A 26109-nucleotide genomic window follows, 5' to 3' on the forward strand; every position below is an offset into this window, starting at 1 on the left:
TATGCTGCCCTATCCGCTGCTCAGCGCCTCGCTCGTCCTCATGTGGCTCGCCCTCAACGGTTTTACGCTCGGGCATCTCTTTCTCGGCAGTGTCGTCGCGGTCTTCGCCTCCTGGGGCATGGCGGCGCTGCGACCGGCAAAACCGCACATGCCGAAATGGTATCTGCTGCCTAAGCTCGTCGGCATCGTGCTCTACGATATCGTGCGCTCCAACATTGCCGTCGCCTCGATCCTGGTCGCGGGGCGCGGGCGGCGTTTCCGGTCCGGCTTCATCACCGTGCCGCTCGACCTGCAGGACCCGACGGCATTGGCCGTGCTGGCGGTCGTGGTCACAAGCACGCCGGGCACCGCCTGGCTGGAATACAATTCGCTGAGCCGGACCGTGCTGATCCACGTGCTCGACCTGGTCGACGAAGCGGAATGGCAGGTCCTGATCAAGGGCCGCTATGAAGCGCTGCTGATGGAGATTTTCGAATGAGCCACACGATCCTCTCCTGGTCGATGGTGTTTGCGCAAGTCTGCCTCGTCATCGCGATGGCGCTTGCGGCCTTGCGTATGGCGCGCGGCCCCCGTGCGCAGGACCGCGTTCTCGCGCTCGACACGCTCTATGTGAATTCGATGCTGCTTCTGATGGTCTTCGGCATCCGCACCGGCAAGATCATCTATTTCGAGGCGTCGCTGGTCATCGGCATGCTCGGCTTCGTCGCCACGGTGGCGCTCGCCAAATTCCTGATGCGCGGCGAGGTGATCGAATGAGCAGCATCGAACACGCCGCCGATCTGCCGGCCTGGGCGGCGCTTGCCGTCGCCTTCTTCCTCGTCATCGGCGCCGGCCTGACGCTGATCGGCACGATCGGCTTCGTGCGTCTGCCAACCTTCTATGAGCGCATCCACGCGCCGACGCTCGGCACCAGCTGGGGCACCGGCGGCATCGTCATGGCCTCGATGATCTTCTTCACGGTGCTTTCGACAAGGCCTGTCGTTCACGAGATTTTGATCGGCATCTTCGTGACCGTCACGACGCCGGTGACGCTGATGCTGCTGGCCCGTGCGACCCTGCACAGGGACCGGGCCGAAGGAAATCCGGATGTTCCGGGCGAAGCGCCGGCGCAAGCAACGATCGAGGGCGGCACGGCCAGCCAGGCAGATTGACCCGATAGTGCACAAAAAGTTGCCGGCGTTATTCCAGCAATGTTAAGGCTATCGCGTATAACTTTTCGCCATGGACCACAGCCGCTCATTTTCCATCGACCGCGAAACGTCGATCTCGGGGAAGCCGATCCCGGATGGCAGGAAGATTGTCATCCTGTCGTCGCACGTCTTCCTGGAAGGGTTTCGGAAAGCGAGCATCCATTTCGTGGCGCGCCGCTGGGCGTCGGCCGGTAATGACGTGTTCTTCACCACGGTCGGTCACAGCGCGCTGAGCCGCTTCAAGCAAAAGGATCGCTACGAAGCGTTACGCCGAGAGCAGGGCAACCGTTACGCTGAGATCGAGCCCCATCTCTTCGCCGGGGCCTATCTGCCGCCGCTTCATGCTTTCAGCACGGCAAGGCCACTGGTCAATGTGCTGGTAAAGCCGTTCTTCGCGCTTTACGGCCGTCACTTTCCCGCCTTCGTAAGAGACAGGATAGAAGCCGCCGATCTCGTGGTGATCGAAAGCGGCACACCCATCGTTTTCCTAGATGTCGTGCGCCGACTGAATCCGCGGGCCAAGCTTCTGTACTTTTGCCGCGACCTCCTGCGAAGTGTCGGAGCGGCACCCTATCTGCGGGAGGTCGAGCGGCGCGGCATCGGGCTTTTCGACAGCATCTGCGTGCCCTCGCGTCGGCTGGGCGAGATGCTGCCGCTTGGCGGCAAGGTGCATTTCGTGCCGCAGGGCATCGAAGGCGGCGTGTTCGACCGCGCCGAGGTCTCGCCCTATCCCGAGGGCAGCCGTAATGCGGTCGCGGTGGGCGACATGCTGTTCGATCAGGCTTCCGTCGAGGCGATGGCGGCTGCTGCGCCTGAAGTCACCTTCCATCTCTTCGGCATCCGCTGGCGCGGCGATGCGCCGGTCAATATCCGCGTGCATGGCGAACAGTCGTTCGAGACGCTGGCCGCCTATATCCGCCATGCCGATATCGGCCTGGCGCCCTACCGGGTGAACAGCAGCGAAGTCTATCTCGCCGAATCGAGCCTCAAGCTCCTGCAATACGGCTATTGCCGCCTGCCGGTCCTTCTGCCCGACATCATCCCCGTTTCGCGCGGCAACGAGATCACCTATTCGCTCGAGAGTGAGAACGATTGGCGCGCGATTGTCGATGCAGCCCTCGTCTTGCCGCACCGCGAAGCCTATCGTGATGGCATCCTGACCTGGGATGACGTGGCCCGGCAGACGCTCGCCACGGTTTTTGCCTGAAAGCGATCAGCTGGACATCGGCGCTGCGGCGATGAGCCCGACGAGCCGCCGGGCAAGCGGGCGCAATCGTCCCGGCAATCTTCCCTCGACCATGCCGACGATCCGCGCCGCCTCCTCGGCGGCGATCAGGCCGAGCAGCCGGGCCGCGCCGGCATAGACGAGAGCGCCCAGCATCACCGCGACCGGGAGGCCGATGAGACCCGGCAGGACGACCGTCGTCGCGAAGGCGACGACACCGCAGGCGCATGCGGCAACGGATATGCGGGCGAGGCCGCCCCAGGGAACGGTGGGGCCGCCATGGGCGCCGACGGCCATCAGCAGAAGTCCGAGCGTCAGGCCTTCCGAGAGGATGCGCGCCGCACCTGCGCCGAGAATGCCGCCGGTGGGAACGGCAACGACCAGCAGCAGGAAGAGAAGCGCTGCGGAGACGAGCGTCACGCGCAACAGCTGGCCGCCCTGCTCGTGCGCCGCAAGATAGGCCCAGGGTACGACGGCAAGGCCCGCCGGCACGGAAGCGAGCATGAACAGCACGGCGGCACTGGTCGCCGGCCGGAAATCCTCGCCGAAGACGATAGGAATGAGCTCGGCGATAACAGCCGCGCCGCCGATACCGAGCGGCATGACGAAGAGCGCGGTCAGCCGCAGGCTGTTGCGATAGAGTGTATCCGGCGCGCCGGCGCCGTCACCCGCCGTGCGTGCGGCAAGGCCGACGAGGAAGGCCGGCGAAAGCTGCAGCGTCAGCTGGCCGACCAGTCCGGCGAAGACGACGGCGGCGGCGAAATAGCCGACATCCGCATCGCCGAGGAAATAGCCCACGATGAGGAATTCGATGCGTGTGAGAAGAACGATGTCGATCGCATCCGTCGTCCACATGCTGCGCCGGTAGCGGTGCATTTCAGGTGTCAATGCGGCGGGATTGGAGGGTGTGCGGCGGTCGAGATGGTGGGAAAGACTGAAGACCTGCGGAAGATAGCGGGTCAGCATGCCGATGAGCGCGCCGCCCGGGCCGACGAAGACGGCACCGGCGAAGACAACCGGTACCTGGAACAGGCTGCCGACGGCGGTGGTCGCGGCGACCTCGCCGAAATGCCCGCGTCCACGCGCAACTGCCGCCGAAAAGGCGGCCAGCACATAGGCCAGGAAGAGCAGGCTGGCGCCAATCCATATCCAGGGCGCGGGTGCGCCCGAAAGCCTGTGGTAGATGCCGAAGGCCAGCATGACGACGAAGGCGAGGGCGACGGAGGGCAGCAGGGCCGAAAAGGCACGGCGCACGATCGGCGCCCAGGCATCCTCGCCCCTGTCGCGCGCGGCGGCGACATAGCGCAGCACCATCTGCGGAAAGCCGCGGTCGGTAACGGCTGCCGTGCAGACGATGACCCACATGGCATAGGCGACGAGGCCTGAGCCGGCGGGGCCGAGAACGCGCGCATTGATGACGCTGACGAGGAAACCCGCAACCAGCGATACGAGCGTGGCTGCCAGGTTGAGCAGGGAGGAGCCGAGAACGCTGGTCATCCGCCCTTTTCCCACGAAAAGATAACTTTGAATTAAATAAAGCCGGTCATTGGTGAGGTATGACAAAATAAAGGTGTTTGGGGACGATCATGGAGAACCCGGTTCGCAAGGAAACGTTCCTTGTTCCCGGCTACCAGCAGCGGACGCTCAAGGAGATGTTCCGCCATCTGATCTGGCGCATCATCGCGCCGCTGCCGGACAAATCTTATCTGAAGCTTAAATACTGGTCGATCAAGGGCGAGTGGCCCGACATCGACCGCCCCAAGACCTTTTGCGAGAAAGTGCAGGCGCGCAAACTCTATGACCGCAAGCCGATCTACGCCACGCTGGTCGACAAGGCCGGCGTAAAGCCTTTCGTCGCGGAAAAGCTCGGCCCCGCCTATGTCACGCCGACCTATTGGGTCGGAACGGACCTTTCGACGGTGGACTGGTCGACGGTGCCGCTGCCGGCCGTGGTGAAGCCGACCCATGCCAGCGCACAGGGCCGCTTCCTCTACACGCAGGAGGACATAGGCCGGCTGCTCGAAGACAATCCGGTGCCGGCCTGGCTTGCGCTCGATCATGCGCATTACAATCGCGAATGGGCCTATAGCCAGGTCAAGCCGCAGGTCCTCATCGAGGCGATGCTGGTGGTCGATGGCGGCGTACCGTGGGATTACCGTTTCTTCACCTTCGACGGCGTCGTCTCGCATGTCGAGGTGAACCTGCGCGTGGACGGCAAGGGCTATGCCTGCCATTACACGCCGGATTGGCAGCGCCTGCCGTTCCATGATCCCGATTACCTGACGCCCTATCCGGGCGAGGTGCCGAAGCCGGCGCGCTTCGACGAGATGATGCGCATCGCGCAGACGATCGGCAAAGGCTTCGATTTCCTGCGGATCGACCTCTATGCCGCCGACGGCTGGATCAAGCTCGGCGAGTTGACGCTCTATCCGGGCGGCGGCTTCGAGCGGTTCGACCCGCCGGAATACGATCGGCTGCTCGGCGACAAATGGACCCTCGGCTTCGAGATCCCGAAGGTCGCCTGATCTCCCGCTTTCCCCGCGAATTTCAACAAGGGCCGGTCCGAAAGGATCGGCCCTTTGTTCGTTCATGGATGATCGATCTGCTTACGGATGATTAACCTCTTGACAGGAGGAGTTCGCCGCATAATGCTAAGATGTCAGACCAATTTGAGAAGCTGACACGCAACAGGGAAATTGGCGTCATGCCATCAGAACCGAACAGCAGGCCGACGATCGCGCCTTTGCCGCCCATCGACCGTGCGCGGCAGGTGACGGAGGCATTGGCCTCCTACATCGACCGCGCCAGCCTCAAGGCGGGTGACCGGTTGCCGGCCGAACGTGAGCTGATGGCGGCGCTGGTGGTCGGCCGCTCGACGATCCGCGAGGCGATCCGCCATTTCCAGGCGCTCGGCGTCATCGAAAGCCGCAAGGGCAGCGGCACCTACCTCCTGAAGCCGATCACCACGGCGACCGTGCACATGCCGCTCTCCTTCGATGCGGCGCATCTGCGCGATATCCTCCTCCAGACGCTGGAGGTTCGCCGTGGGCTCGAATGCGAGGCCAACATGGTGGCAGCGCGGCGCCGCACGGCCGAGGACCTCGTCATCATCGAGGAAAAGCTCAACGAGATGGAGCGCGTGCATATCGCCAAGGGCACCTCCGGCCCCGAGGACCTGGCCTTCCACCTAGCCATCTACGACGCCACGCACAACCCGTTGTTCAAGCAGCTTCTCGAACAGATGCGGGACGCTTTCGAGCGCTTCTGGGAAGAGCCTTTCGACCGGCAGGATTTCGCCCGCCGCTCCTTCCCGTTCCACCGCACGCTCTTCAATGCGATTGCCGCGCAGGATCCCGAGACCGCGCGCATCGAAACTCTAAAAATCCTCGAAGTCGTCGAGGAAGACATCAAGGAAATGTCCAAATGACCAACGGAGCCGATCCGTTCGAGCTTGCCTCGCTCATCGTCGCCCATGACGAGGCGAATGCCTTCGAGTCCGTGGTGCCGCCGATCGTGCAGACGTCGCTCTTCACCTTCGGCAGCTATGACGAGATGGTCTCGGCCTATCGCGGCGAGATCGTGCGCCCGATCTATACGCGCGGCCTCAACCCGACGGTGCGCGCCTTCGAGGAGATGCTGGCGAAGCTCGAAGGCGGCGAGGATGCGCTGGGCTTTGCCAGCGGCATGGCGGCGATCTCGTCCACAGTGCTCTCCTTCGTCGAGCCCGGCGACCGCATCGTCGCCGTGCGCCATTGTTATCCGGATGCCTTCCGCCTGTTCGGCACGCATCTGAAGCGCATGAAGATCGAGGTGACCTATGTCGACGGGCGCGACGAGGAGGCCATGGACAAGGCCATGCCCGGCGCCAAGCTGCTCTATCTCGAAAGCCCGACGAGCTGGGTGATGGAGGCGCATGACGTGGGTGCGCTCGCCGCGATTGCCAAGCGGCACGGCGCCATCAGCGTCATCGACAACAGCTGGGCAAGTCCGATCTTCCAGAAGCCGCTGTCGCTCGGCGTCGATCTCGCGCTGCATTCGGCGTCGAAATATCTCGGCGGGCACAGCGACGTGGTCGCGGGTATCGTCACCGGTTCGAAGGAGCTGATCGGCCGCATCCGCTCGGAGGCCTATCCCTATCTCGGCGGCAAGCTCTCGCCCTTTGATGCCTGGCTGTTGATCCGCGGCATGCGCACCCTGCCAATCCGCATGAAGGCGCATGAGGCGGCGGGGCTGGAGATCGCCAAGCGGCTGCAGGCGCTCGATATCGTCGAGACGGTCTGCCATCCCGCGCTCGCCAACCGCCTGCCGCCGGGCCTGACCGGCACCTCCGGCCTGTTCTCCTTCATCTTCCGCGAGGGCGTCGATATCAGGGCCTTCTCCGACCATCTCAAGCTTTTCAAGCTCGGCGTCTCCTGGGGCGGGCACGAGAGCCTGATCGTGCCCGGCGAGGTCGTGCTGGAGCAGAAGGCCCAACCCAATTCCGCGCATGCCTTCGGCATCCACGCGCGGTCCGTGCGTCTTCATATCGGCCTGGAGGGAACTGAGGCCCTATGGAGTGATCTGGAAGCGGCGATGACAGCCGCGACCGAAGCCTGACGTCAAAATCCAAAGCAAAGAGAAAAGAGGGAACGACCATGAAGAGACTTTTGACCGCAGCTCTGCTCACCGCCTTGATGGCGACGAGTGCGCTGGCCGACACGACGCTGAAGCTCGTCGAGGTGATCACCAGCCCCGAGCGCACCGAGACGCTGAAATCCATCGTTGGCAAATTCGAGGCAGCAAACCCCGGCACCAAGGTCGAGATCATCTCGCTGCCCTGGGGTGAGGCGTTCCAGAAGTTCGCTACCATGGTCTCGGCCGGTGAAGTGCCTGATGTCGTGGAAATGCCCGATACCTGGCTGTCGCTCTATGCCAATAACGGCATGCTCGAAAGCCTCGAGCCTTATCTCGCCAAATGGGAGTACACAGCCGGCCTGACGCCGCGTGCACTGGAGCTCGGCCGTGATATCAAGGACACGGCCTACATGCTGCCCTACGGCTTCTATCTGCGCGCCATGTTCTACAACAAGAAGCTGCTTGCGGAGGCCGGTGTTTCCGAGCCGCCGAAGACGATGGACGAATTTGCGGAGGCCTCCAAGAAGGTCTCGGCCCTTCCGGGCAAGTACGGCTACTGCCTGCGTGGCGGTCCGGGCGGCCTGAACGGCTGGGTGATGTTCGGCGCCTCCATGGCCGGCTCCAATACGTTCTTCAACGAAGACGGCACCTCCACCTTCAACAGCGAAGGCTGGGTGAAAGGCCTGACCTGGGTGATCGACCTCTACAAGAACGGTTATGCGCCGAAGGACAGCGTCAACTGGGGCTTCAACGAGATCGTCGCCGGCTTCTATTCCGGTACCTGCGCCTTCCTCGATCAGGATCCGGATGCGCTCATCGCCATTGCCGAGCGCATGAAGGCGGAAGACTACGGCATCATGACCATGCCGAAAGGGCCTGATGGCAAGACCTTCCCGACGATCGGTTTCGCCGGCTGGTCGATGTTCGCCTCCAGTGCCAACAAGGACCTTTCCTGGAAGCTGATCGAAACGCTTGAAGGCCCGGAGGGCAATATCGAGTGGAACAAGCGCACCGGCGCATTGCCGGTCCATATGTCCGCCGAGAAGGACCCCTTCTATGCCAGCGAACAGTTCAAGGGCTGGTTCGCCGAGCTTGAAGACAAGGATGCCGTGCCGACCGTCATGCCGACGCATCTCGAAGAGTTCGCCTTCTTCAAGGATTCGCTCGTCATCAAGACCTCGCAGGAGGCTCTTCTCGGCGACATCACCCCCGAGGAATTGGCCAACCAGTGGGCCGATTACCTGACCAAGGCACAGCAGAAGTTCCTCGCCAAGAAATAGGCCTGAGGAACCTCCGGGCGGAGATACGAGGCTCCGCCCGGAGACATTCACGTTCTTGAAACGCCCCGCCACCTAACGGAAGCGAGACGATGACCCTTGCCGCCCATTCGCACGCCGCAAAGCCGCTTCGAAAGCGGATCGCCGACGCGTCGGAACCGTATCTCTATAGCGCGCCAGCGCTGATCCTTGTCGTCGGCATCATGCTGGTGCCGCTGGCGCTCGGCATTTCCTATGCCTTTCGCGATATCCAGCTGTTGAACCCGTTCTCGGGCGGTTTCATCGGGCTGGATCATTTCCGCGCGCTCGGACAGGATCAGGCCTTCTTCCGCGCGTTGCGCAATACGCTCTGGTGGACCGGCGCGTCGGTCTTCCTGCAGTTCATCTTCGGTCTCATCCTCGCACTACTCCTGGACAAGCCCTTCGCCGGACGCGGTCTGGCGCAGGCGCTGGTCTTCCTGCCCTGGGCGGTGCCGAGCTTCCTCGCCGGCCTCAACTGGGCCTGGCTGTTCAATCCCGTCATCGGCCCGCTGCCGCACTGGCTTTACGCGCTCGGCCTGCTCGATGCGCCGAATAACATCCTGTCCGACCCGCAGCTTGCCATGTGGGGACCGATCGCCGCCAATGTCTGGTGGGGCATTCCCTTCTTCGCCATCACGTTGCTCGCTGCGCTTCAGGCGATCCCGCGTGACCTCTATGAGGCGGCGAGCATCGATGGTGCAGGGCCGGTGCAGCGTTTTATGTCGATCACGCTACCGTTCCTGGCGCCGACCATCGCCATCACCATCCTGCTACGCACCGTCTGGATTTCCAATTTCGCCGACCTCATCATCGTCATGACCAATGGCGGGCCGGCGGACCGCACCCAGATCGTCGCGAGCTACATCTTCACGCAGGCCTTCAAGCGGCTCGATTTCGGCTATGCCTCGGCGATCGCCCTCGTGTTGCTCGTGCTCCTGCTCGTCTATTCGCTGCTGATCGTGCTGCTGCGGCAGACGCTGCTCAACAAGGGGTGATGCCATGAGAAGCAAACCCGTCCTCACCATCCTGCATCGCCTGGCGATCCTCGCCTATATCGTCTTCGCACTCTTCCCGCTGTTCTGGCTCCTGAAGGTGTCCGTGACGCCGAACGACCTGCTCTACAGCGAGGGCGTGCGGATGTGGCCGTCGCGCACGACGTTCGAGCACTATGCCTTCGTCATCGCGCACAGCGCCTTCCCGACCTTCTTCAAGAACAGCCTCATCGTCGCCGGCTCCACGGCGGTGACGGTGACGATCCTCGCCTCGCTTGCCGGCTATGCGCTGTCGCGCTTCCAGTTCCGGGCAAAATACTGGATCGTCGCGCTGATGCTGATCACGCAGATGTTTCCGCTGGTCATGCTGGTCGCGCCGATCTTCAAGATGCTCTCGCCGCTCGGCTTGACGAACAGCCTCACCGGCCTCGTCCTCGTCTACACCGCCTTTAACGTGCCCTTCGCCACCTTCCTCATGCAGTCCTTCTTCGACGGCATTCCGAAGGATCTGGAGGAGGCGGCGATGATCGATGGGGCGACGCAGTTCGTCGCCTTCCGCCAGATCATCCTGCCGCTGACGCTGCCCGGCATCGCCGCGACCCTCGGCTTCGTCTTCACTGCCGCCTGGAGCGAACTGCTCTTCGCGCTGATGCTGATCTCCGGCAACGACGCGGCCACCTTCCCGGTCGGCCTCCTCACCTTCGTTTCGAAATTCTCGGTCGATTTCGGGCAGATGATGGCAGCGGGCGTGCTCGCGCTCATCCCGGCCTGCCTCTTCTTCCTCCTCATCCAGCGCTATCTCGTGCAGGGCCTGACGGCCGGCGCGGTCAAAGGCTGAAAGGGCTTCCCATGGCTTCCATCGATATCCAAGGCATCCGCAAAAGCTTCGGCGCCTTCCCCGTCCTGCACGGCGTCGATCTCACCATCCGCGACGGCGAGTTTATCGTGCTGGTCGGTCCCTCCGGTTGCGGCAAGTCCACGCTGCTGCGCATGATCGCAGGGCTGGAGGACGTCACGTCCGGCGACATCCGCATCGACGGCAAACGCGTCAACGATCTCGCGCCAAAAGACCGCGATATCGCCATGGTGTTTCAGTCCTACGCGCTCTATCCGCATATGAGCGTCGCCGACAATATGAGCTACAGCCTGCGCCTGCGCCGCTCCACCAAGGAGAAGATCGCCAGCGCCGTCGGCGGGGCGGCCGCCAAGCTCGGCCTGGAACCGCTCCTGGAACGTCGCCCGAAGGCGCTTTCCGGCGGCCAGCGCCAGCGTGTCGCCATGGGCCGCGCCATCGTGCGCCAGCCGAAGGCCTTCCTCTTCGACGAGCCGCTGTCCAACCTCGATGCCCGCCTGCGCGAGCAGATGCGCGCCGAAATCAAGAAGCTGCATGGCGATCTTCGCGCGACCTCCATCTACGTCACGCACGACCAGATCGAGGCGATGACGTTGGCGGACCGGATCGTCGCCATGCATGGCGGCATCGTCCAGCAGGTCGGCTCGCCGCTCGACCTCTACGACCGTCCGGCGAACCTTTTCGTCGCGGGCTTCATCGGTTCCCCCGGCATGAACTTCTTCGAGGGGCGCTATCTCGTCTCGGGCGACCATGCCGATCTGAGACTCCCGAACGGCACGACGCTTCCCATCCGCAAGCGTGCAGGTCTCGAATCAGGGTCTGCGGCGACGCTCGGCATCCGTCCTGAACATGTGATTCTCGCCGACAACGGTGCGCTGGAGGCCGGGGTCGACCTCATCGAGCCGACGGGCTTCGGCATCATCATGCATGTGACGATCCAAGGCATTCCGATGAAAATTTTTTCGCAGGACAGACGGATGCTGAATCCCGGCCCTGTCGTGCGCGTCGACCTGCCGCAGGACAGGCTTCATCTCTTCGACAGCGAGGGCAGACGGGTGGAATGAAACGGGATCGGCAACACGATTTCCGTCCGTTCCAAAGACATTGTTAACCTTCATTTCCTAACCATCTACGCATCCCTATCGGCAATGATCGTCGAGTGTGCAGGTTCATGCGTATTTCCAGAACAAACTTCTATCCCGTCCTCGAATCCGAAGAGCAGAACGACGAGCAATCGGCGTACTCTTCCTATGAAAACAACGCCTTGCCGGAGATGGCACCGGAAATAGAGGATTGGCACGCCGCAAATGAGCCGGTGGCGAACGATGAAGCCTATCATCCGCGGTTCCGCTCGCCGGCGCTGCGCAGCTACGATCCCGGCCAGTTTTCTGATGGCAGCTGGGAGAGCCATTTCTACATGGCCCCGAACGTGCGTTTTACCCGCACGCCCGACAAGGTCGCGGCGAAGATCGAGGAAGCCGCTGCCGAAGAGGCCCAGCAGGTCCAGCCGGCCACTGAAACGGTCGAGCAGCCGGTTCAGGCCGCCCAGCCCATCCTGACGCCGCAGCTCAGCCAGGCAGAACTGCTTCAGCGCCTGCGCGAGGCTCTTGAGGACCGCCGCCGCCGCTTCGAAGAGCAGCAGGCGGAAGCCGCTGCCGCTGCCCCCGCACCGACCGAACCCGCCCCGCCGCTCGTTCAGGCCGTGGTCGATGCCGGCACGACCGGCACGCCCGCCGAGGCCGCCGTGGTGTTCAAGCCGAGCGCGCCCATTGTCCCGCGCATGGCCGCGCCCGACATTGCCGCGGCAAAGCCCTTTGTGAAGGCGGATGCACGCGCTGCCATCGCCCGCTTTGCCCATCTCTCGGACCATGCCTTCTGGGAAACGTTTGTTCCCGATGAGGATGCTGCCGAAGTCCGGGTAAACCCGGCCGTGGTTGCCACCGTCGTGCGCATGCCGCTGCCGACGCCGGCGCCGGTCGTCGTCCCGCCCGCGCCCATGCCGGTCGCCGAGGCGCGCGCAGAGCCGTCCTCCATCGCATCGCTCTTCCGCGTCGTCGAATGCCGCCCGACAACGGCCCGCACCATCATCGCCGAGCCTGCCGTCATCGTGCCGGAGGCGAAGGTCGAGCCGGTCGCAACTGTCCCGACGCCCGTCGTCGAACCGGTCGCCGAAGTCGTCCTGCCGGTTTTCGAATTCAAGCCGGCGCCCGCTGTTGCCGTTTCCCCGGTTACGATTGCCGAGCCCGCCCGCGAAATGCCGTCCTCGGTGCTCTCCCGCGCCAAGCCGTTCCAGGTCACCATGGCGACGCCGGCCGGCGATACCTATGAGTACCCGCCGCGCGACCTCCTGCAGGAACCGCCGCGCACCGTCGGCTTCGTGCTGACGCAGGAGCAGCTGGAACAGAATGCCGGCCTGCTCGAAAGCGTTCTGGAAGATTTCGGCGTCCGCGGCGAGATCATCCATGTCCGTCCGGGGCCGGTCGTCACGCTCTATGAATTCGAGCCCGCACCGGGTGTGAAATCCTCCCGCGTCATCGGCCTTGCCGACGATATCGCCCGCTCCATGTCGGCGCTTTCGGCCCGCGTGGCGGTCGTGCCCGGCCGCAACGTCATCGGCATCGAACTGCCGAACCAGACACGCGAGACGGTCTATTTCCGCGAGATGATCGAGAGCCAGGATTTCGCACGCACCGGCTTCAAGCTGCCGCTGTGCCTGGGCAAGACCATCGGTGGCGAACCCGTCATCGCGGAACTCGCCAAGATGCCGCACCTGCTCGTCGCCGGCACCACCGGTTCGGGCAAGTCCGTCGCCATCAACACGATGATCCTCTCGCTGCTCTATCGCTTCCGTCCGGAAGAGTGCCGCCTGATCATGGTCGATCCCAAGATGCTGGAGCTGTCGATCTATGACGGCATCCCGCACCTTCTGACCCCCGTCGTCACCGACCCGAAGAAGGCCGTCATGGCGCTGAAATGGGCGGTGCGCGAGATGGAAGACCGTTACCGCAAGATGTCACGCCTCGGCGTGCGCAATATCGACGGCTACAACACGCGTGTTGCCGCCGCCCGCGACAAGGGCGAGACGATCTCGATCAGCGTGCAGACCGGTTTCGACAAGGGAACCGGCGAGGCGATCAACGAGGAGCAGGAACTCTCGCTCGAGCCGATGCCTTACATCGTCGTCATCGTCGACGAGATGGCCGACCTGATGATGGTCGCCGGCAAGGAGATCGAAGGCGCGATCCAGCGTCTCGCCCAGATGGCCCGTGCGGCCGGTATCCACCTGATCATGGCGACGCAGCGTCCGTCCGTCGACGTCATCACCGGCACGATCAAGGCGAACTTCCCCACCCGTATCTCCTTCCAGGTGACGTCGAAGATCGACAGCCGCACTATCCTCGGTGAGCAGGGTGCCGAACAGCTGCTCGGCCAGGGCGACATGCTGCATATGGCCGGCGGCGGGCGCATTTCGCGCGTCCATGGTCCCTTCGTTTCCGACGAGGAAGTCGAGAAGGTCGTGCTGCACCTCAAGGCCCAGGGCCGTCCGGAATATCTGGAGACGGTGACGGCCGACGAGGAGGAAGAGGAAGACGAAAAGCCGGCGGCCGGCGGTGCCGTGTTCGACAAGGGCGATATCGCGGCCGAAGACGGCGACGATCTCTACGAGAAGGCCGTCAAGGTCGTGTTGCGTGATCGCAAGTGCTCGACCTCCTATATCCAGCGCCGTCTCGCCGTTGGCTACAACCGGGCCGCGTCCCTGGTCGAGCGCATGGAGAAGGAAGGTCTCGTCGGCCCGGCCAACCATGTCGGCAAGCGCGAGATCATCTCGGGCGAGCGGGGCAGTTTCCAGCCGCCGGAAGCCGACGACGCGGAATAAGTCTTTCGTCCGGCCGTTGATGGTTTTACGGCGGCGATAAGATTTGTCCTATTTATCTGAATCGGAATGTATTTTTGAAATCCGGCCTGTGTGAACGGGCCGGATTTTTACCCTGTCCACGAGAAATTTATTTCCGCTGCGCCATTTAATCGATTTGGCTTACAATCCGGTCTTTCAGGCCTGTTGCATATGGCGGAGCGTTCTGTGAATAGTGCCGCCACCCGTGAAATCAGCATCCTAAAGGAGGACAGGAATGGCATTGATCACCATGCGGCAATTGCTCGACCACGCAGCGGAAAACGACTACGCACTGCCGGCATTCAACGTAAACAACCTGGAATATGTCCAGGCGGTCATGCGCGCTGCGGATGCGACGGACTCCCCGGTGATCCTGCAGGCAAGCCGCGGTGCGCGCTCCTATGCGGGCGATGCGTTCCTGCGTCACCTCATCCTGGGTGCGGCCGAAGAATATCCGCACATCCCGGTCTGCCTGCATCTCGACCACGGCGACCAGCCGTCCACCTGCATCTCGGCCATCACCAACGGCTTCACCTCCGTCATGATGGACGGCTCGCTGCTCGCAGACGGCAAGTCGATCGCCAGCTACGAATACAATGTCGACGTCACGGCGGAAGTCGTGAAGATCGCGCATGCGGCGGGCGTTTCGGTTGAAGGTGAACTTGGCTGTCTCGGCAACCTGGAAACGGGCGCCGGCGAAAAGGAGGACGGCCACGGCTTCGAAGGCAAGCTGACGCGCGACGAACTGCTGACCGACCCGGACCAGGCGCTCGACTTCGTCTCCAAGACCGGGGTCGATGCACTTGCCGTCGCCATCGGCACCAGCCACGGCGCCTACAAGTTCACCCGCGCCCCCGATGGCGACATCCTGTCGATCGAGACGATCGCCAAGATCCACGCCAAGCTGCCGAACACCCACCTCGTCATGCATGGTTCGTCGTCGGTTCCGCAGGACCTGCAGGATCTTTTCACCGCCTATGGCGGCGAGATGAAGCAGACCTGGGGCGTTCCGGTCGCCGAAATCCAGAAGGCGATCCCGCTCGGCGTGCGCAAGGTCAATATCGATACCGACCTGCGTCTCGCCATGACCGGTACTATCCGCAAGAACTTCAAGGAGAAGCCGGACAATTTCGACCCGCGCACCTACCTGAAGCCGGCGACCGCCCGCATGCAGGAAGTCTGCCGCGAACGTTTCGAGGCCTTCCGCACCGCCGGCAAGGCCTCCAGCATCCGCACCAAGCGTCTGCCCGACATGGCGAAGTTCTACGCCACCAAGTAAGCGCGATCGCAGGATCGTTCCGCGCCCTTCCGGTTCTGCCGGGAGGGCGTTTTTGTTTCCATATGGTTCGTTTCGCTCCGAGTGGAGTATTTTATTGATAAATAGTTCATTTACATTCGATTGTGCCCGCGAGCCCTTGCCGCGTCTCCATCCTGCTCTTAAAGATTGACCATCCCGATGGACGGAATGTCGTGGCCGCGGCCCGACGTGTGAGGACGAGATGAGCGTAGAGCAGGCCCTGACGATCGCAGACCTCAAGGAACAAGCACGTCGTCGTGTGCCAAAGATGTTCTTCGAATACGCGGATTCAGGCGCCTGGACCGAGGGGACCTACCGCGCCAACGAAGAGGACTTCCACAAGATCAAGCTGCGTCAGCGCGTGCTCGTCGACATGACCAACCGGTCGCTCGCCAGCGAGATGATCGGCGAGAACGTCTCCATGCCCGTCGCCATTGCCCCGACCGGCTTCACCGGCATGCAGCATGCCGATGGTGAAATGCTGGCCGCCCAGGCGGCCGAGGAGTTCGGCGTGCCCTTCACGCTCTCGACGATGAGCATCTGCTCGATTGAGGATGTACGCTCGGTTACATCAAAGCCGTTCTGGTTCCAGCTCTATGTGATGCAGGACCGGGATTTCGTGCTGAACCTCATCGATCGCGCCAAGGCTGCCGGCTGCTCCGCTCTGGTGCTGACGCTCGACCTGCAAATCCTCGGTCAGCGCCACAAGGACCTGCGCAACGGCCTGTCCGCTCCGCCGCGCTTCACGCCGAAACATCTCTGGCAGATGGCGACGCGGCCCTTCTGGTGCCTCGACATGCTCGGCACCAAGCGCCGCACCTTCGGCAACATCGTCGGCCACGCCAAGGGGGTCGGCGACCTTTCATCGCTCTCCTCCTGGACCTCGGAACAGTTCGATCCGCAGCTCTCCTGGAAGGATATCGAGTGGATCCGTGAGCGCTGGGGCGGCAAGCTGATCCTCAAGGGCATCCTCGACGAAGAGGACGCACGCATGTCGCTCGGCAGCGGCGCGGACGCGATCATCGTCTCCAACCATGGCGGCCGCCAGCTCGACGGTGCCGCCTCCTCGATCAGCATGCTGCCGCGCATCGTCGATGCCGTCGGCGACCAGATGGAAGTCCATCTCGATGGTGGCATCCGCTCCGGCCAGGACGTGCTGAAGGCACTGTGCTACGGCGCCAAGGGCACCTATATCGGCCGTCCCTTCCTCTACGGCCTCGGCGCCGGCGGCAAGGCGGGCGTGCGCCGCACGCTGGAGATCATCCGCAAGGAACTCGACGTCACGATGGCGCTCTGCGGCGAGCGCGACGTGAAGAACCTGTCACGCAACAATCTGCTCAAGGACGTTTGAGAGCGCCTCAGGCGCCCTCAAACCCCTGCAGCACATTCACCGCGTTGACGCCCAGTGCGTCGACGGCGTAGCCGCCTTCCATCACGAAGAGCGTCGGCAGGCCGAAATCGGCGATGCGGCGGCCGATCGTCAGGAAGTGCTCACTCTCCAGTTTGAACTGGGAGATCGGGTCGTCCTTGAACGTATCGACGCCGAGCGAGATGACGAGGGCGGTCGGGGCGTAGGCGCGGATCTTTTCATGCGCATCCTCGAAGGCGGCCTCCCATTCGCTCCAGGGCGTGCCTGATGGCAGGGGGTAGTTGAGGTTATAGCCTTCGCCCTTGCCGGCGCCGCGTTCGCGGGCATAGCCGAGATGGAAGGGAAACTCGAAATCCGGATCGCCGTGCAAGCTCGCCAAGAGCACGTCGTCGCGGTCGTAGAAGATCTCCTGTGTGCCATTGCCGTGGTGGTAGTCGACGTCGAAGATCGCGACGCGGTCGTGGCCGTTATCGAGGAAGCGCTGGGCGGCGATGGCGGCATTGTTCAGGTAGCAATAGCCGCCGAAGAAATCGCGGCCCGCGTGATGGCCCGGCGGACGGCAGAGCGAGAACGCGGCGCGTTCGCCTGAAAGCACCGTATCGGCCCCGGCAAGGGCGGTATCTGCAGCGCGCTTGGCGGCCTGCCACGTCGTCTCGGTGATCGAGCCGGCCATGTCGAAGGAATAGTAGGACAGGCGCGCGTCGAGGCCGGAGGGTGGGGTATCGATCATCGGCATGGAGCGATGGCGCCAGCTGTAGGGCCACACTTCGCCGTCGCGTCCGGCGGCGCGCCATTCGGCGAAGACGTTTTCCAGGAAGTCCAGGTAGTCCGGCGTGTGGATGCGCTCGATAGCGGCGCGGTCGTAAGGCGCCGGCTCCAGCACGGGGCCGAGGCCGACATCCTGCACGCGTTTCAGCACGATTTCGGCGCGCACCGGCTTTTCGAAGGTTTCGACGATGCGGCCGAAGGAGAGCTCCATGCCGCTGTGATGCAGGTGGTGATCGGCGGTGTAGAAGGTTTTCATGGTCAGACGATCTCGCCGTAGAGCGCGCGTTCCAGCGCGGTCACTTCGCTGGCGAAGCGGCGGTATTCGGCACGCTTGAGGGCGAGGAAGACGTGATGCAACTTCTCGCCGAGCGCCTCCTTGAGGAAAGCGGAGCGGGTTGCCGTATCGATGGCACCGCGCCAGTCCGGCGGCAGTTCGTCGCCCGAGGCTTCGGCATAGGCCGTGGTTTCCGGGCCGGGATCGGCCTTGGCAAGAAGCCCCTTGCGCATGCCGGCCAGCACGGTCGCGCCGACGAGATAGGGGTTGGAATCGATGCCGGCGGCGCGCTGTTCGAGATGGCGGCCGGCAGGCGAGCCGGCGGGGATGCGCACGGCGACGCTGCGGTTGTTGGTGCCCCAGGTCGGCGTGGTCGGCGCGTAGCTCTGCGCGGAGAAGCGGCGCCAGGAATTGAAGTGGGGCGCGAAGACGAGCATGGATTCGTGCATCGTTTCGAGCAGGCCGGCGACGGCGTGTTTCAGCAGGGGCGACAGCGTCTCGCCTTGGTCTGCGAAGAGATTGTTGCCGTCGGCATCGGCAAGGCTCGCATGGACATGCATGCCGGAGCCGGCGCGTCCGGCAAAGGGCTTGGCCATGAAGCAGGCCATCATTCCGTGGCGCACTGCAAGCGCCCGGATAAGACGCTTCAGCATGGCGAGATCGTCAGCGGCGCGCAGCGCACTGCCGTGGCGCAGCGTCAGTTCGAACTGGCCCTGGGCATATTCCGAGATCATCGTCTCGACGGGCAGGCCCTGCGCTTCCGCGCCGCGATAGACCGCGTCGATGAAGGGTTCCAGCCGGTCGAGTTCGGTGACGCCATAGACCTGGATGCCATCCGGCCGCTCGCCCGACAGCGGCAGGCGGAGCGGCTGGAAGTTGCCATCGGCAGTTCGCTCACGATCCAGCAGGTAGAATTCCAGCTCATAGGCGAGGACCGGGTGGAAACCCTCGGCTTCCAGCAGTTGCACCCGGCGTGCCAGCGCATGGCGCGGATCGGCCTCCATCGGCGTGCCGTCGAGCTCGAAGAGCGCGAGGCGGACTTCGCCGCGCGATGGCGACGTCCAGGGCAGGGGAACCAGCGAACCCGGTATCGGCCAGGCGCGGCGGTCGGCATCGCCGTCCGCCCAGACGAGGCCGGTTTCCTCGACATCCTCGCCTGTTACGTCGAGACCGAGAATGGAGCCGGGCAGGTGGCGGCCGGAGCGGAAGATCGGCAGCAGTTCATGCCGCCGGATGATCTTTCCACGTGCGATGCCGTTGAGATCGATCAGCACGAGATCGAAAGACGTGATCTCTGGATGCGCGGCAAGGAAGGCCTCGGCTTCGGCAATGTCGGCGGCCTCAGGCGGGCGGCTAGCGAGGTCACGGCTCACGCGGCGGCCCTCCGTTCCGCGAGGCGGCCGATGACGGTGGCGAAGGCAGCGACGAGGCCGTCGGCCTGTTGCTCCGAAAGGGCAGGGCTGACGAGCACCATGTTGTGGAATGGCGTCAGCAGATAGCCGAGGTTGAGCATGGAAAGGTGCAGGGCAGCCTCGATGACATCGGAGGCTGCGGCACGCGCTTCAGCTGCATTTGTCACCGGCACGGGCGAGAAGACGACCTCCAGCCGCGCGCCGACGCGCGAGACGGTCCAGTCGAGGCCGGCAGCGGCAATCGCGGCCTTGAAGCCCGCCTCGATGCGGTCGGCATTGGCCTGCATCTTGCGATAGGCGTCTTCGGTCATGACATGTTCAAGGCAGGCGCGCAGGCAAGCGAGCTGAAGCGCGCTGCCGGAGAGCGTCGTGCCGATGCCGGAATGGCCGTGGCCGCTATGCTCGCGGCGGATGACATGCAACCTGTCGGAAATCGCCTGGGTCATGCCCCAGACGCTGACGGGCACACCACCGCCGATCGGCTTGCCCATGACGACGAGGTCGGGCTCCAGCCCATGCACCATCGAATAGCCGCCAAGGCCGGTGGAGATCGTGTGCGTCTCGTCGATCAGGAGCAGCGTGCCGGCGGCGCGGGTGAGGCGGCGCAGCGCATCGTGGAAGCCGGGGGCGGGCGGGATCATGCCGCAATTGGTCATGACCGGTTCGGCAAGCACGCAGGCGATGTCGTGTGCGGCAAGCGCCTTTTCCAGCGCGGCTTCGTCATTGAAGGGAATGGAGACGGTGAGTTCGCCGAGATCGCGCACCTGGCCAAGCAGGTTGCGGCGCGAAATGGTCTTGCCGTCGACGAGATCGACCAGCGTGTCGTCCACGGCGCCATGGTAGCAGCCGTCGAAGACCAGCAGCTTGGCGCGGCCGGTGACGGCGCGGGCGACGCGAATGGCGAAACGATTGGCGTCGCTCGCGGTCGCCCCCAGCTGCCAGCGCGGCAGACCGAAGCGCTCGACCAGCAGGCGGCCGACGATCTGGGCATCCGAGGAGGGCAGCATGGTGGTCAGGCCGCGCGTGCCCGCGTTCTTCAACGCCTCCAGCACCGGCGCAGGACCATGGCCGAACATGGCGCCGGTATCGCCAAGGCACACATCGACGATGCGGTTGCCGTCGAGATCCACGAGCTCGACGCCGCTTGCCTGATCGACGACGAGCGGGAAGGGGGTGGGCCAGTCGAGCATCCAATGCTGCGGCACGCCGTCGAAGAAGCCCGATGTCGCCTCGTCATGCGCCGCCTCACAGCGCGGCCGCTTCGCGCGAAAAACTTCAGCTTCCGCCTCGACAAGCGCGCGGGCGCGCGCCTCCAGGTTCGCCCTCTCCATCCCGATCTCCAGCTGGTTCATTCGATAAATGTGATCACATATTGTTTGATGTGATGTCAGCTGTCAAACGGCAAGATGGCTATAAGGATCCGACGATACGCAGCCAGTCATGCACGGAGGCGGCGGTCTGCCGTTGGGCGGCGGTCAGCGCGAGAGGGCCGCGATCGCCCATATCGCGCACTTCGCTCGGGCTCATGCCGAACTGGTGACGGAATGCGCGGGAAAACGCGGAAATATCAGGGAAACCACAGGCATAGGCAACTTCGCCCACGGTACGCTTGCCGTCATTCGTCAACAGGTCGAAGGCAGCGCGCAGACGGCGTGTGCGGATATAGTCGGTCACGCCGCCGACCGGCTCGAAAAGCCGGTAGAGCGTGGCGCGCGACAGACCGAACATCTTGCACAGATGATCGGGACCGAGGTCCTGCTGGGCGATGTTCTGCTCGATGTAGCGGCGGACCTCCATGATCACGGCGCCGCGCACGGTAGGGGCGGACTGGCTGCGATTGCTGACCTGCGGCCCGATCAGGTTAGTGACGAGGTTTGCCGTCGCGGTGACGATCGCCGGCGCTTCGGCCTGGGTGATATCGGAGAGATCCTCGAAGAGCGCACGCAGGTGGCTGCCGATCAGCCGGGCCGTGCTGGTCGAGCGCTTCAGTACGAGACCGTGCAGTGCATCGTTCTGCACGTCCTTGCTGAATAGCATGTGGCGCGGCAAGACGAGCGTGAGGTTGCGGCAGTGCTGTGTCTCCGATTGCATGGGACGCGACAGGTCGAAGAGGGAGATGTCGCCGGCCTCGACCAGGATCGTCTCGCCGTTGACGGTGCGCAGGTCGCTGCCTTCGAGCGTCACCTGCACGAAAATCAGATCGAGCCCGGTGCGGGCTATCCGGCGCATGTCGCGCGAGAACGTGTAGGTCGTGCCCGCCATGTCGGCGACGAAGAACAGCGCCGGTCCCATGAAATAGGTGGAAAGGTCCGCATGGAAATCGTCCGGCCGTTCCGGTGTCAGCAAGGTCGTGCGGAACACAGGGTCGAGGGTTTCGGCAAAGAGCTGGCTTGCGCGGCGCAGGTCAGGACCGGCCTGTGCGGTCACGGAGTTAGACGGCAGCTTGTCGGCAGGACTCATTGCGTCTCACGATTGTTGGCTGCGGGCATACACCTTTCAAGTCGGTGCGACGGGCGAAGGTTCCCGGAAATTCGCAAGGCGTTGAAATTTGAGCGGTTTGGCATTGCGTATCATTCTTTTGTCGCTACGTCTCATATCGCGTTGTCAGACAATTGCCACGATTGACAGTTCGCGCCCACTCGAACCCCATGGAAAATAATGGGTCTATTCAGGCCCGCGGGCGCGCCGAAATGGAACATCGCGCCGGTTCGCATAGGGGGGCAGGCATGGATCAGGTCACATTCGACGATTGCTCGGTCGCGTTTCGCGTGCCGCCGTACCAGTTCTTGAGCGCTCCGGGCTTTGCCGAGGCGCGCGACAGTCTGATTGCCGGCAAGCTGGCGCTTTATGAGGGAAACCACCTCTTCAACCGGCTGATCCTCGAGGAGGGGCGGTTTCTGTGTTACCTCGCGGTGCTCGCGCTGCATGCTGGGCAGGACATCACGCAGTCCTCCACCTGGCTGACGCTCGGCCGGCTTCAGCGGGAGGTGACGGACCTCGGCATCGCCAGCCGCAACCGTGTCGAGGCGCAGGTCTCGTGCCTGCGCAAATACGGTTTTCTCTCCCAGCAGCCCCATGCGTCCGACCGGCGCGTCCGCCTGCTCGTGCCGAGCAACGCGCTTCTTGCGCGCGATGCCAGGGTGCTCGGTCTTCTGCTGGATGCGTTGTCGTCGTTCGGCCTGTCGCCCACCGAAGGGCGGAAGGGATCGCCCGATGCGGCGCTGCACAAGGGCATCCGCCGTGCTACGCTCGGGCATCTGCCCGACATCAGCCGCCTTATCCGCCGGCATCTGCCGCTGGCGCCGTTTTTCGCGCATGACTGCGGCTACATGATCATGCTGCTGCTTCTGCGCGGCGCGCAGGAGAATGACGGCGCGGTCGTGACGACAGGCTATCAGCGGCTGGCAACGCAGACCGGCGTGTCACGCACCCATGTGCGCCGGATCGTCGAGGCGGCGCGCGATGCCGGGCTTGTCGAGACGGATGCGCGCGGCGGCCACGATATCAAGCTGACGCCGCTGATGTGGCATGCCGCCGATCGTTGGTTTGCCGATCAGTTTGCGCTGACAGATCTTCTGCTGCGCGAAGCGCTGGCTTAAGCGGCGGACCCGGCCGCTGCGAGCACGATCGCAAGGCCGATATGCGTAAGGTGATGCAGGCTCTGGTCAAGGCCGAACAGCCACCAAAAGGCTGTCTGGCGCGGTGTCAGCGCCTTTCTGCGGGTTGAAAGGCTCTTCAAGCGGTCGATGGCGCCGTGGATCAGCATGTCGGCGAGCCCGAGCCAGGCCAGCGGCGGCGCGATGGCGAGAAAGAGCGCCGCCGTCATAACACCATGCACGCCGGCATGGGCGGTAAGCGGCAGGAGCCAGCCTTTCGGCCGGTCCTTGCCCGCCGCCATCCAGTCGGTTTGCAACAGAAAATCCGCCAGGAAGTGCTTGATCAGGAACGCCACCGATGCGGCGGCGATCCAGGCGGTCGAGATCTGCTCCGGTATGTCGATCATGTCTCTCCCGCCTGCCTTGCGGCAGAAAGAGGCGGCCTAGCGGCCGCCGGATTCGATGATGCCCTTGGTCAGGCTGCCCGTCGCCGGATAGAGCGGGATCAGGCAGGCCTGCAGAGCATGATAGATGTCCCCCTTGCCGGCGAAAAGGGTGTAGCTCGGCACGAGATCTTCCGTCAGCTCCTCATGCCAGCCGCCGCGGTCCTGATCGAGGAAATGGCGGGAAATGGCATCCCAGATCTTGCGGTACCAGATCTCGTGGAAATCGCTCGGCAGATGTTCGGCGAGGAAGGCAGCAGCACCGACGCCCTCGGCCATCGGCCACCACAGCTTGTTGCGCTTGGCGGGTTCGTCGGCCCAGTCGAGCGTATAGAAGAAGCCGCCCTTCTCCTTGTCCCAGCCGAGCGCGATGGACTGCGAAAAGAGCGCCTTGGCCGCGTCCGGCATCCAGTCGTGCTTCTTGCCGCCGAGCGCATAGAGCTGGAGAATGAGGCGGGCCCATTCCAGCCAGTGGCCGGGCGTGGTGCCGGAGGGGCGGAACATCTCGTTGCCGCGATAGTCCTTGTCGAGCACCCAGTTCTCGTCGAAATGCTCGGGCACGCGGAAACCGTTCTCGCCCGCGCGGCGGCGGATGACGAGGTCGGCGATGCTTTCCGCCTTGTCGAGATAGCTTTTCTCGCCGGTCGCCTCGAAGGCGGCCATCAGGGCTTCGGTCAGGTGCATGTTGGAATTCTGGCCGCGATAGCCGGGAACCGGCGACCAGTCCGCCTCGAACTCTTCGGCGATGGCACCGTGCTTGGCGTCCCAGAAGCGGTTTTCGAGCACGTCGGTAACGTCGGCGATCATGCGGTCGGCGTCCGGATGGCCGGCGAGCTTGGCGCTGGAGGAGGCCAAAAGCACGAAGGCGTGGCCGTAACCCTGCTTGCTCGAATCGAGCAGGCCGGAATTGTCGAGCGACCATTGGTAGCCGCCGCGTTCGGCGTCGCGATGCTTTTCCCAGAGGTATTTCATGCCATGGTCGACGATGTCGTCCGAGCCCGGACGGCCGAGCAGGCTGCCGATCGCAAAGCAATGCACCATGCGTGCGGTGGAATGGATGCCGCGGATCGGATTGCCGGCGTTGAGCGGCCGTCCTTCAGCGTCGAGCTCGTGGAAGCCGCCGAGCGGGTTGAAAGCCCGGTTCTGGAAGAAATCGAACAGGCGGTTTGCTTCCCGCCAGAGCCATTGACGATGGTAGTCGCGCTTGCGCCAGGCCGTGCCAAGATGTCCCATGATGCGTTCTCCTTTTTGTCGGTCCGCATTGTCGTTACCCATGCCGGGGCCAACCGGAGCGCGGGGGGATTTGCCGTGGCGTGAGAGATCACGCACGGCCCGCAACACTCTTGATGACGGCTGGCCTTCGACAGGTGGGGAGCGTTTTATGGCCCAGAACGCATGGCGTCGCAACCCGCAAGCGGTGCCCGCCTCAGGCCGGCTTGATACTAGCCCCAGGGCTCTCGTTGTCGAAGGAGATGATCTGCTTGCTCGAGATAGTCCGAACGCCTTCGCCGTGGGGCGGGCTCGATCACCTCTAACATGCGGCTCCAGAGGGGCGAAACCCAGGTGCGGCCGATGACGAGATGGTCACGCCTTCCTGTCTTCGGTTCGGATGGAGGCCTCGCTCAGCACCCTGACGATTTCCTCCGCAGCGCGGGCGACGCCCGCGGCCTTGTGCATTTTTACCGCATTCGCCTTGAGGCGCTTGTGCATGGCCTGATCGCCGAGCAGGCCTTCGATTGCGGCCGTGAGGTCGGCATCGCTCCAGTCATAGCGGTCGAGCCGCCGGCCGACGCCGGTTTCGGCGGCGCGGGCGGCATTGTCGTGACCGTCCCAGCAATAGGGCATGACGAGCGACGGCACACCGTAATAGAGCGCCTCGCAGAAGGAATTGTTGCCGCCGTGATGGATGAACAGGCTCGCCTGCTCAACCACCGAGGGCTGCGGGAACCAGCTGTCGATGAAGACATTGTCGGGCACGTCGCGATAATCCTCGCGCCAGTGCCCGGCATTGACGAGGAAGCGATAGGGCAGCGTCGCGAAGACGGCGATCATGCGCTTCGTCATCGCCACATCCATCGCGCCGAGCGAGCCGAAGCTCGTAAGCACGAGCGGGGCATCGTTGTGGCTGGCGAAACGCGGCGGCGTATAGGGCGCCTCGTGACGCACGCAGCCATCGAGGAAGACGACGTTCTGGGCATCGAGCGGCGCGCGGCGCGCATGGCGGATGATCTCGGGCGCCAGGAGCAGGTTCAGCCAGGGTGAGAGATCGAGGAATGTCGGAGCAGCCGGAGCCTTGAGGCCGCAGTCGGCCAGGAAGGCGGAAAAGCGTCGGTGGGCAGGGGCGACGGTCTTTTCGTAGCGGCTGGCAAATATGGTCCAAGCCTCGCGTTCATTGTCGCCGCAGCCGGAGAGATAGGGCGGGATGGTCTCGTCGGGAATTTCCGTTTCGGCGCAGGAGACGACGCGGATCCAGGGCACGCCGGCATTGGCGATGGCCGGGAACATCACGACGTTGTCGAGCACGATCGCATCCGGCTTCAGCCGGGCCAGAAGCTGGCGCAGCGGCTCCTCCACCCGCATCGCGGTGTCAACGATCGCCTCCCAGGTCGGGCCGACATAGCTTTCGAGCTGATCGAGCGGCGTCTGGCGGAAGGCGTCCTGGTGGCGTTCGATGAAATCGGTCCAATCCGTCGGTGCGGCGTCCGCCTCGGTCAATTGATACTCGGCAAAACCGTATTCGGCAAAGACGCTGGAAAAGCCCGGATGACAGATGAAGACCGGGCGATGGCCCATGCGCCGCAATTCCTGGGCGATGCCGACACAGTTCAGCGCCGCGCCATAGCTTGCTTCCGGGAACAGGGCGATGGTCTTTGCTGACGCCAT

The 26109-nt window shown here is 63.7% G+C and carries 23 protein-coding genes; 15 read left to right on the forward strand and 8 right to left on the reverse strand.

Features of this window, described 5'->3' with window-relative positions; translation table 11 throughout:
- Window position 1 precedes the first annotated feature (1 nt).
- The 4 genes from AC27VQ_RS01355 to AC27VQ_RS01370 all read left to right on the forward strand — a co-directional run bounded on the left by AC27VQ_RS01355 (window position 2) and on the right by AC27VQ_RS01370 (window position 2397).
- Window positions 2–478: a Na+/H+ antiporter subunit E gene (locus AC27VQ_RS01355; RefSeq protein ID WP_488714889.1), complete on the forward strand. Its 477-nt coding sequence runs from the start codon at window positions 2–4 to the stop codon at window positions 476–478.
- The gene (locus tag AC27VQ_RS01360) at window positions 475–756 is read left to right on the forward strand and encodes a K+/H+ antiporter subunit F (RefSeq protein WP_313527417.1); all 282 of its coding nucleotides are present in this window, start codon (window positions 475–477) and stop codon (window positions 754–756) included. The genes AC27VQ_RS01355 and AC27VQ_RS01360 overlap by 4 nt, the downstream gene beginning before the upstream one ends.
- Window positions 753–1151 carry a monovalent cation/H(+) antiporter subunit G gene (mnhG, locus tag AC27VQ_RS01365; protein ID WP_488714890.1) on the forward strand — a complete coding sequence of 133 codons (399 nt, stop codon included), beginning with the start codon at window positions 753–755 and terminating at the stop codon, window positions 1149–1151. Before AC27VQ_RS01360 ends, mnhG begins: the two co-directional genes overlap by 4 nt.
- Window positions 1152–1221: 70 nt before the next feature.
- Entirely contained in the window at window positions 1222–2397 is a 1176-nt protein-coding gene (locus AC27VQ_RS01370) for a GumK N-terminal domain-containing glycosyltransferase (protein WP_488714891.1), read from the forward strand.
- A 6-nt stretch (window positions 2398–2403) separates the two neighbouring features.
- Here the strand turns inward: AC27VQ_RS01370 and AC27VQ_RS01375 are convergent, their stop codons facing one another.
- On the reverse strand, window positions 2404–3912 hold the full coding sequence (locus AC27VQ_RS01375) for a lipopolysaccharide biosynthesis protein (RefSeq protein WP_488714892.1): 1509 nt from the start codon (window positions 3910–3912) through the stop codon (window positions 2404–2406).
- An 89-nt stretch (window positions 3913–4001) separates the two neighbouring features.
- On the opposite strand from AC27VQ_RS01375, the gene AC27VQ_RS01380 reads away from it, so the two are divergent.
- The 10 genes from AC27VQ_RS01380 (at window position 4002) to AC27VQ_RS01425 (ending at window position 16715) form a co-directional block, all read left to right on the forward strand.
- Window positions 4002–4940 (forward strand): ATP-grasp fold amidoligase family protein, encoded by a 939-nt coding sequence (locus AC27VQ_RS01380; RefSeq protein ID WP_488714893.1) that lies wholly within the window; start codon window positions 4002–4004, stop codon window positions 4938–4940.
- Between the two features lie 179 nt (window positions 4941–5119).
- Window positions 5120–5842 (forward strand): FadR/GntR family transcriptional regulator, encoded by a 723-nt coding sequence (locus tag AC27VQ_RS01385; RefSeq protein WP_488714894.1) that lies wholly within the window; start codon window positions 5120–5122, stop codon window positions 5840–5842.
- Window positions 5839–7011, forward strand: coding sequence for a PLP-dependent transferase (locus AC27VQ_RS01390; protein WP_488714895.1), 1173 nt, complete (start codon window positions 5839–5841; stop codon window positions 7009–7011). Before AC27VQ_RS01385 ends, AC27VQ_RS01390 begins: the two co-directional genes overlap by 4 nt.
- A 38-nt stretch (window positions 7012–7049) precedes the next feature.
- Entirely contained in the window at window positions 7050–8309 is a 1260-nt protein-coding gene (locus AC27VQ_RS01395; RefSeq protein WP_421592285.1) for an ABC transporter substrate-binding protein, read from the forward strand.
- 89 nt (window positions 8310–8398) lie between these two features.
- Window positions 8399–9322, forward strand: coding sequence for a carbohydrate ABC transporter permease (locus tag AC27VQ_RS01400; protein WP_421592284.1), 924 nt, complete (start codon window positions 8399–8401; stop codon window positions 9320–9322).
- Window positions 9323–9326: 4 nt separating this feature from the next.
- Window positions 9327–10157 (forward strand): carbohydrate ABC transporter permease, encoded by an 831-nt coding sequence (locus AC27VQ_RS01405; RefSeq protein WP_488714896.1) that lies wholly within the window; start codon window positions 9327–9329, stop codon window positions 10155–10157.
- A gap of 11 nt (window positions 10158–10168) precedes the next feature.
- Window positions 10169–11236 carry an ABC transporter ATP-binding protein gene (locus AC27VQ_RS01410; protein ID WP_488714897.1) on the forward strand — a complete coding sequence of 356 codons (1068 nt, stop codon included), beginning with the start codon at window positions 10169–10171 and terminating at the stop codon, window positions 11234–11236.
- A 107-nt stretch (window positions 11237–11343) separates the two neighbouring features.
- Entirely contained in the window at window positions 11344–14049 is a 2706-nt protein-coding gene (locus AC27VQ_RS01415; protein WP_488714898.1) for a DNA translocase FtsK, read from the forward strand.
- Window positions 14050–14302: 253 nt separating this feature from the next.
- Entirely contained in the window at window positions 14303–15346 is a 1044-nt protein-coding gene (gene fba, locus AC27VQ_RS01420) for a class II fructose-bisphosphate aldolase (protein WP_488714899.1), read from the forward strand.
- 220 nt (window positions 15347–15566) lie between these two features.
- Window positions 15567–16715, forward strand: a complete 1149-nt coding sequence (locus AC27VQ_RS01425) for an alpha-hydroxy acid oxidase (protein ID WP_313523874.1) — start codon at window positions 15567–15569, stop codon at window positions 16713–16715.
- Between the two features lie 7 nt (window positions 16716–16722).
- On the opposite strand, the gene AC27VQ_RS01430 is transcribed toward AC27VQ_RS01425, so the two are convergent.
- The 4 genes from AC27VQ_RS01430 to AC27VQ_RS01445 all read right to left on the reverse strand — a co-directional run bounded on the left by AC27VQ_RS01430 (window position 16723) and on the right by AC27VQ_RS01445 (window position 21647).
- Window positions 16723–17757 (reverse strand): histone deacetylase family protein, encoded by a 1035-nt coding sequence (locus tag AC27VQ_RS01430; protein WP_488714900.1) that lies wholly within the window; start codon window positions 17755–17757, stop codon window positions 16723–16725.
- Between the two features lie 2 nt (window positions 17758–17759).
- Window positions 17760–19148, reverse strand: coding sequence for a glutamine synthetase family protein (locus tag AC27VQ_RS01435; protein ID WP_488714901.1), 1389 nt, complete (start codon window positions 19146–19148; stop codon window positions 17760–17762).
- Window positions 19145–20518 carry a transaminase gene (locus tag AC27VQ_RS01440; protein WP_488714902.1) on the reverse strand — a complete coding sequence of 458 codons (1374 nt, stop codon included), beginning with the start codon at window positions 20516–20518 and terminating at the stop codon, window positions 19145–19147. The genes AC27VQ_RS01435 and AC27VQ_RS01440 overlap by 4 nt, the downstream gene beginning before the upstream one ends.
- A gap of 79 nt (window positions 20519–20597) precedes the next feature.
- A complete protein-coding gene (locus AC27VQ_RS01445; protein WP_488714903.1) occupies window positions 20598–21647 on the reverse strand; it encodes a helix-turn-helix domain-containing protein in 1050 nt (349 codons plus the stop codon).
- Between the two features lie 266 nt (window positions 21648–21913).
- On the opposite strand from AC27VQ_RS01445, the gene AC27VQ_RS01450 reads away from it, so the two are divergent.
- Window positions 21914–22786, forward strand: a complete 873-nt coding sequence (locus AC27VQ_RS01450) for a hypothetical protein (protein WP_488714904.1) — start codon at window positions 21914–21916, stop codon at window positions 22784–22786.
- Here the strand turns inward: AC27VQ_RS01450 and AC27VQ_RS01455 are convergent.
- From AC27VQ_RS01455 to AC27VQ_RS01465, 3 genes are all read right to left on the reverse strand, one after another.
- On the reverse strand, window positions 22783–23190 hold the full coding sequence (locus AC27VQ_RS01455; RefSeq protein WP_488714905.1) for a DUF3307 domain-containing protein: 408 nt from the start codon (window positions 23188–23190) through the stop codon (window positions 22783–22785). The genes AC27VQ_RS01450 and AC27VQ_RS01455 overlap by 4 nt on opposite strands.
- A 36-nt stretch (window positions 23191–23226) precedes the next feature.
- Entirely contained in the window at window positions 23227–24459 is a 1233-nt protein-coding gene (locus AC27VQ_RS01460; protein ID WP_488714906.1) for an AGE family epimerase/isomerase, read from the reverse strand.
- Between the two features lie 351 nt (window positions 24460–24810).
- Window positions 24811–26109 (reverse strand): glycosyltransferase, encoded by a 1299-nt coding sequence (locus AC27VQ_RS01465; RefSeq protein ID WP_488714907.1) that lies wholly within the window; start codon window positions 26107–26109, stop codon window positions 24811–24813.

It is taken from the genome of Shinella sp. 20P9.1.1 (assembly GCF_057798995.1).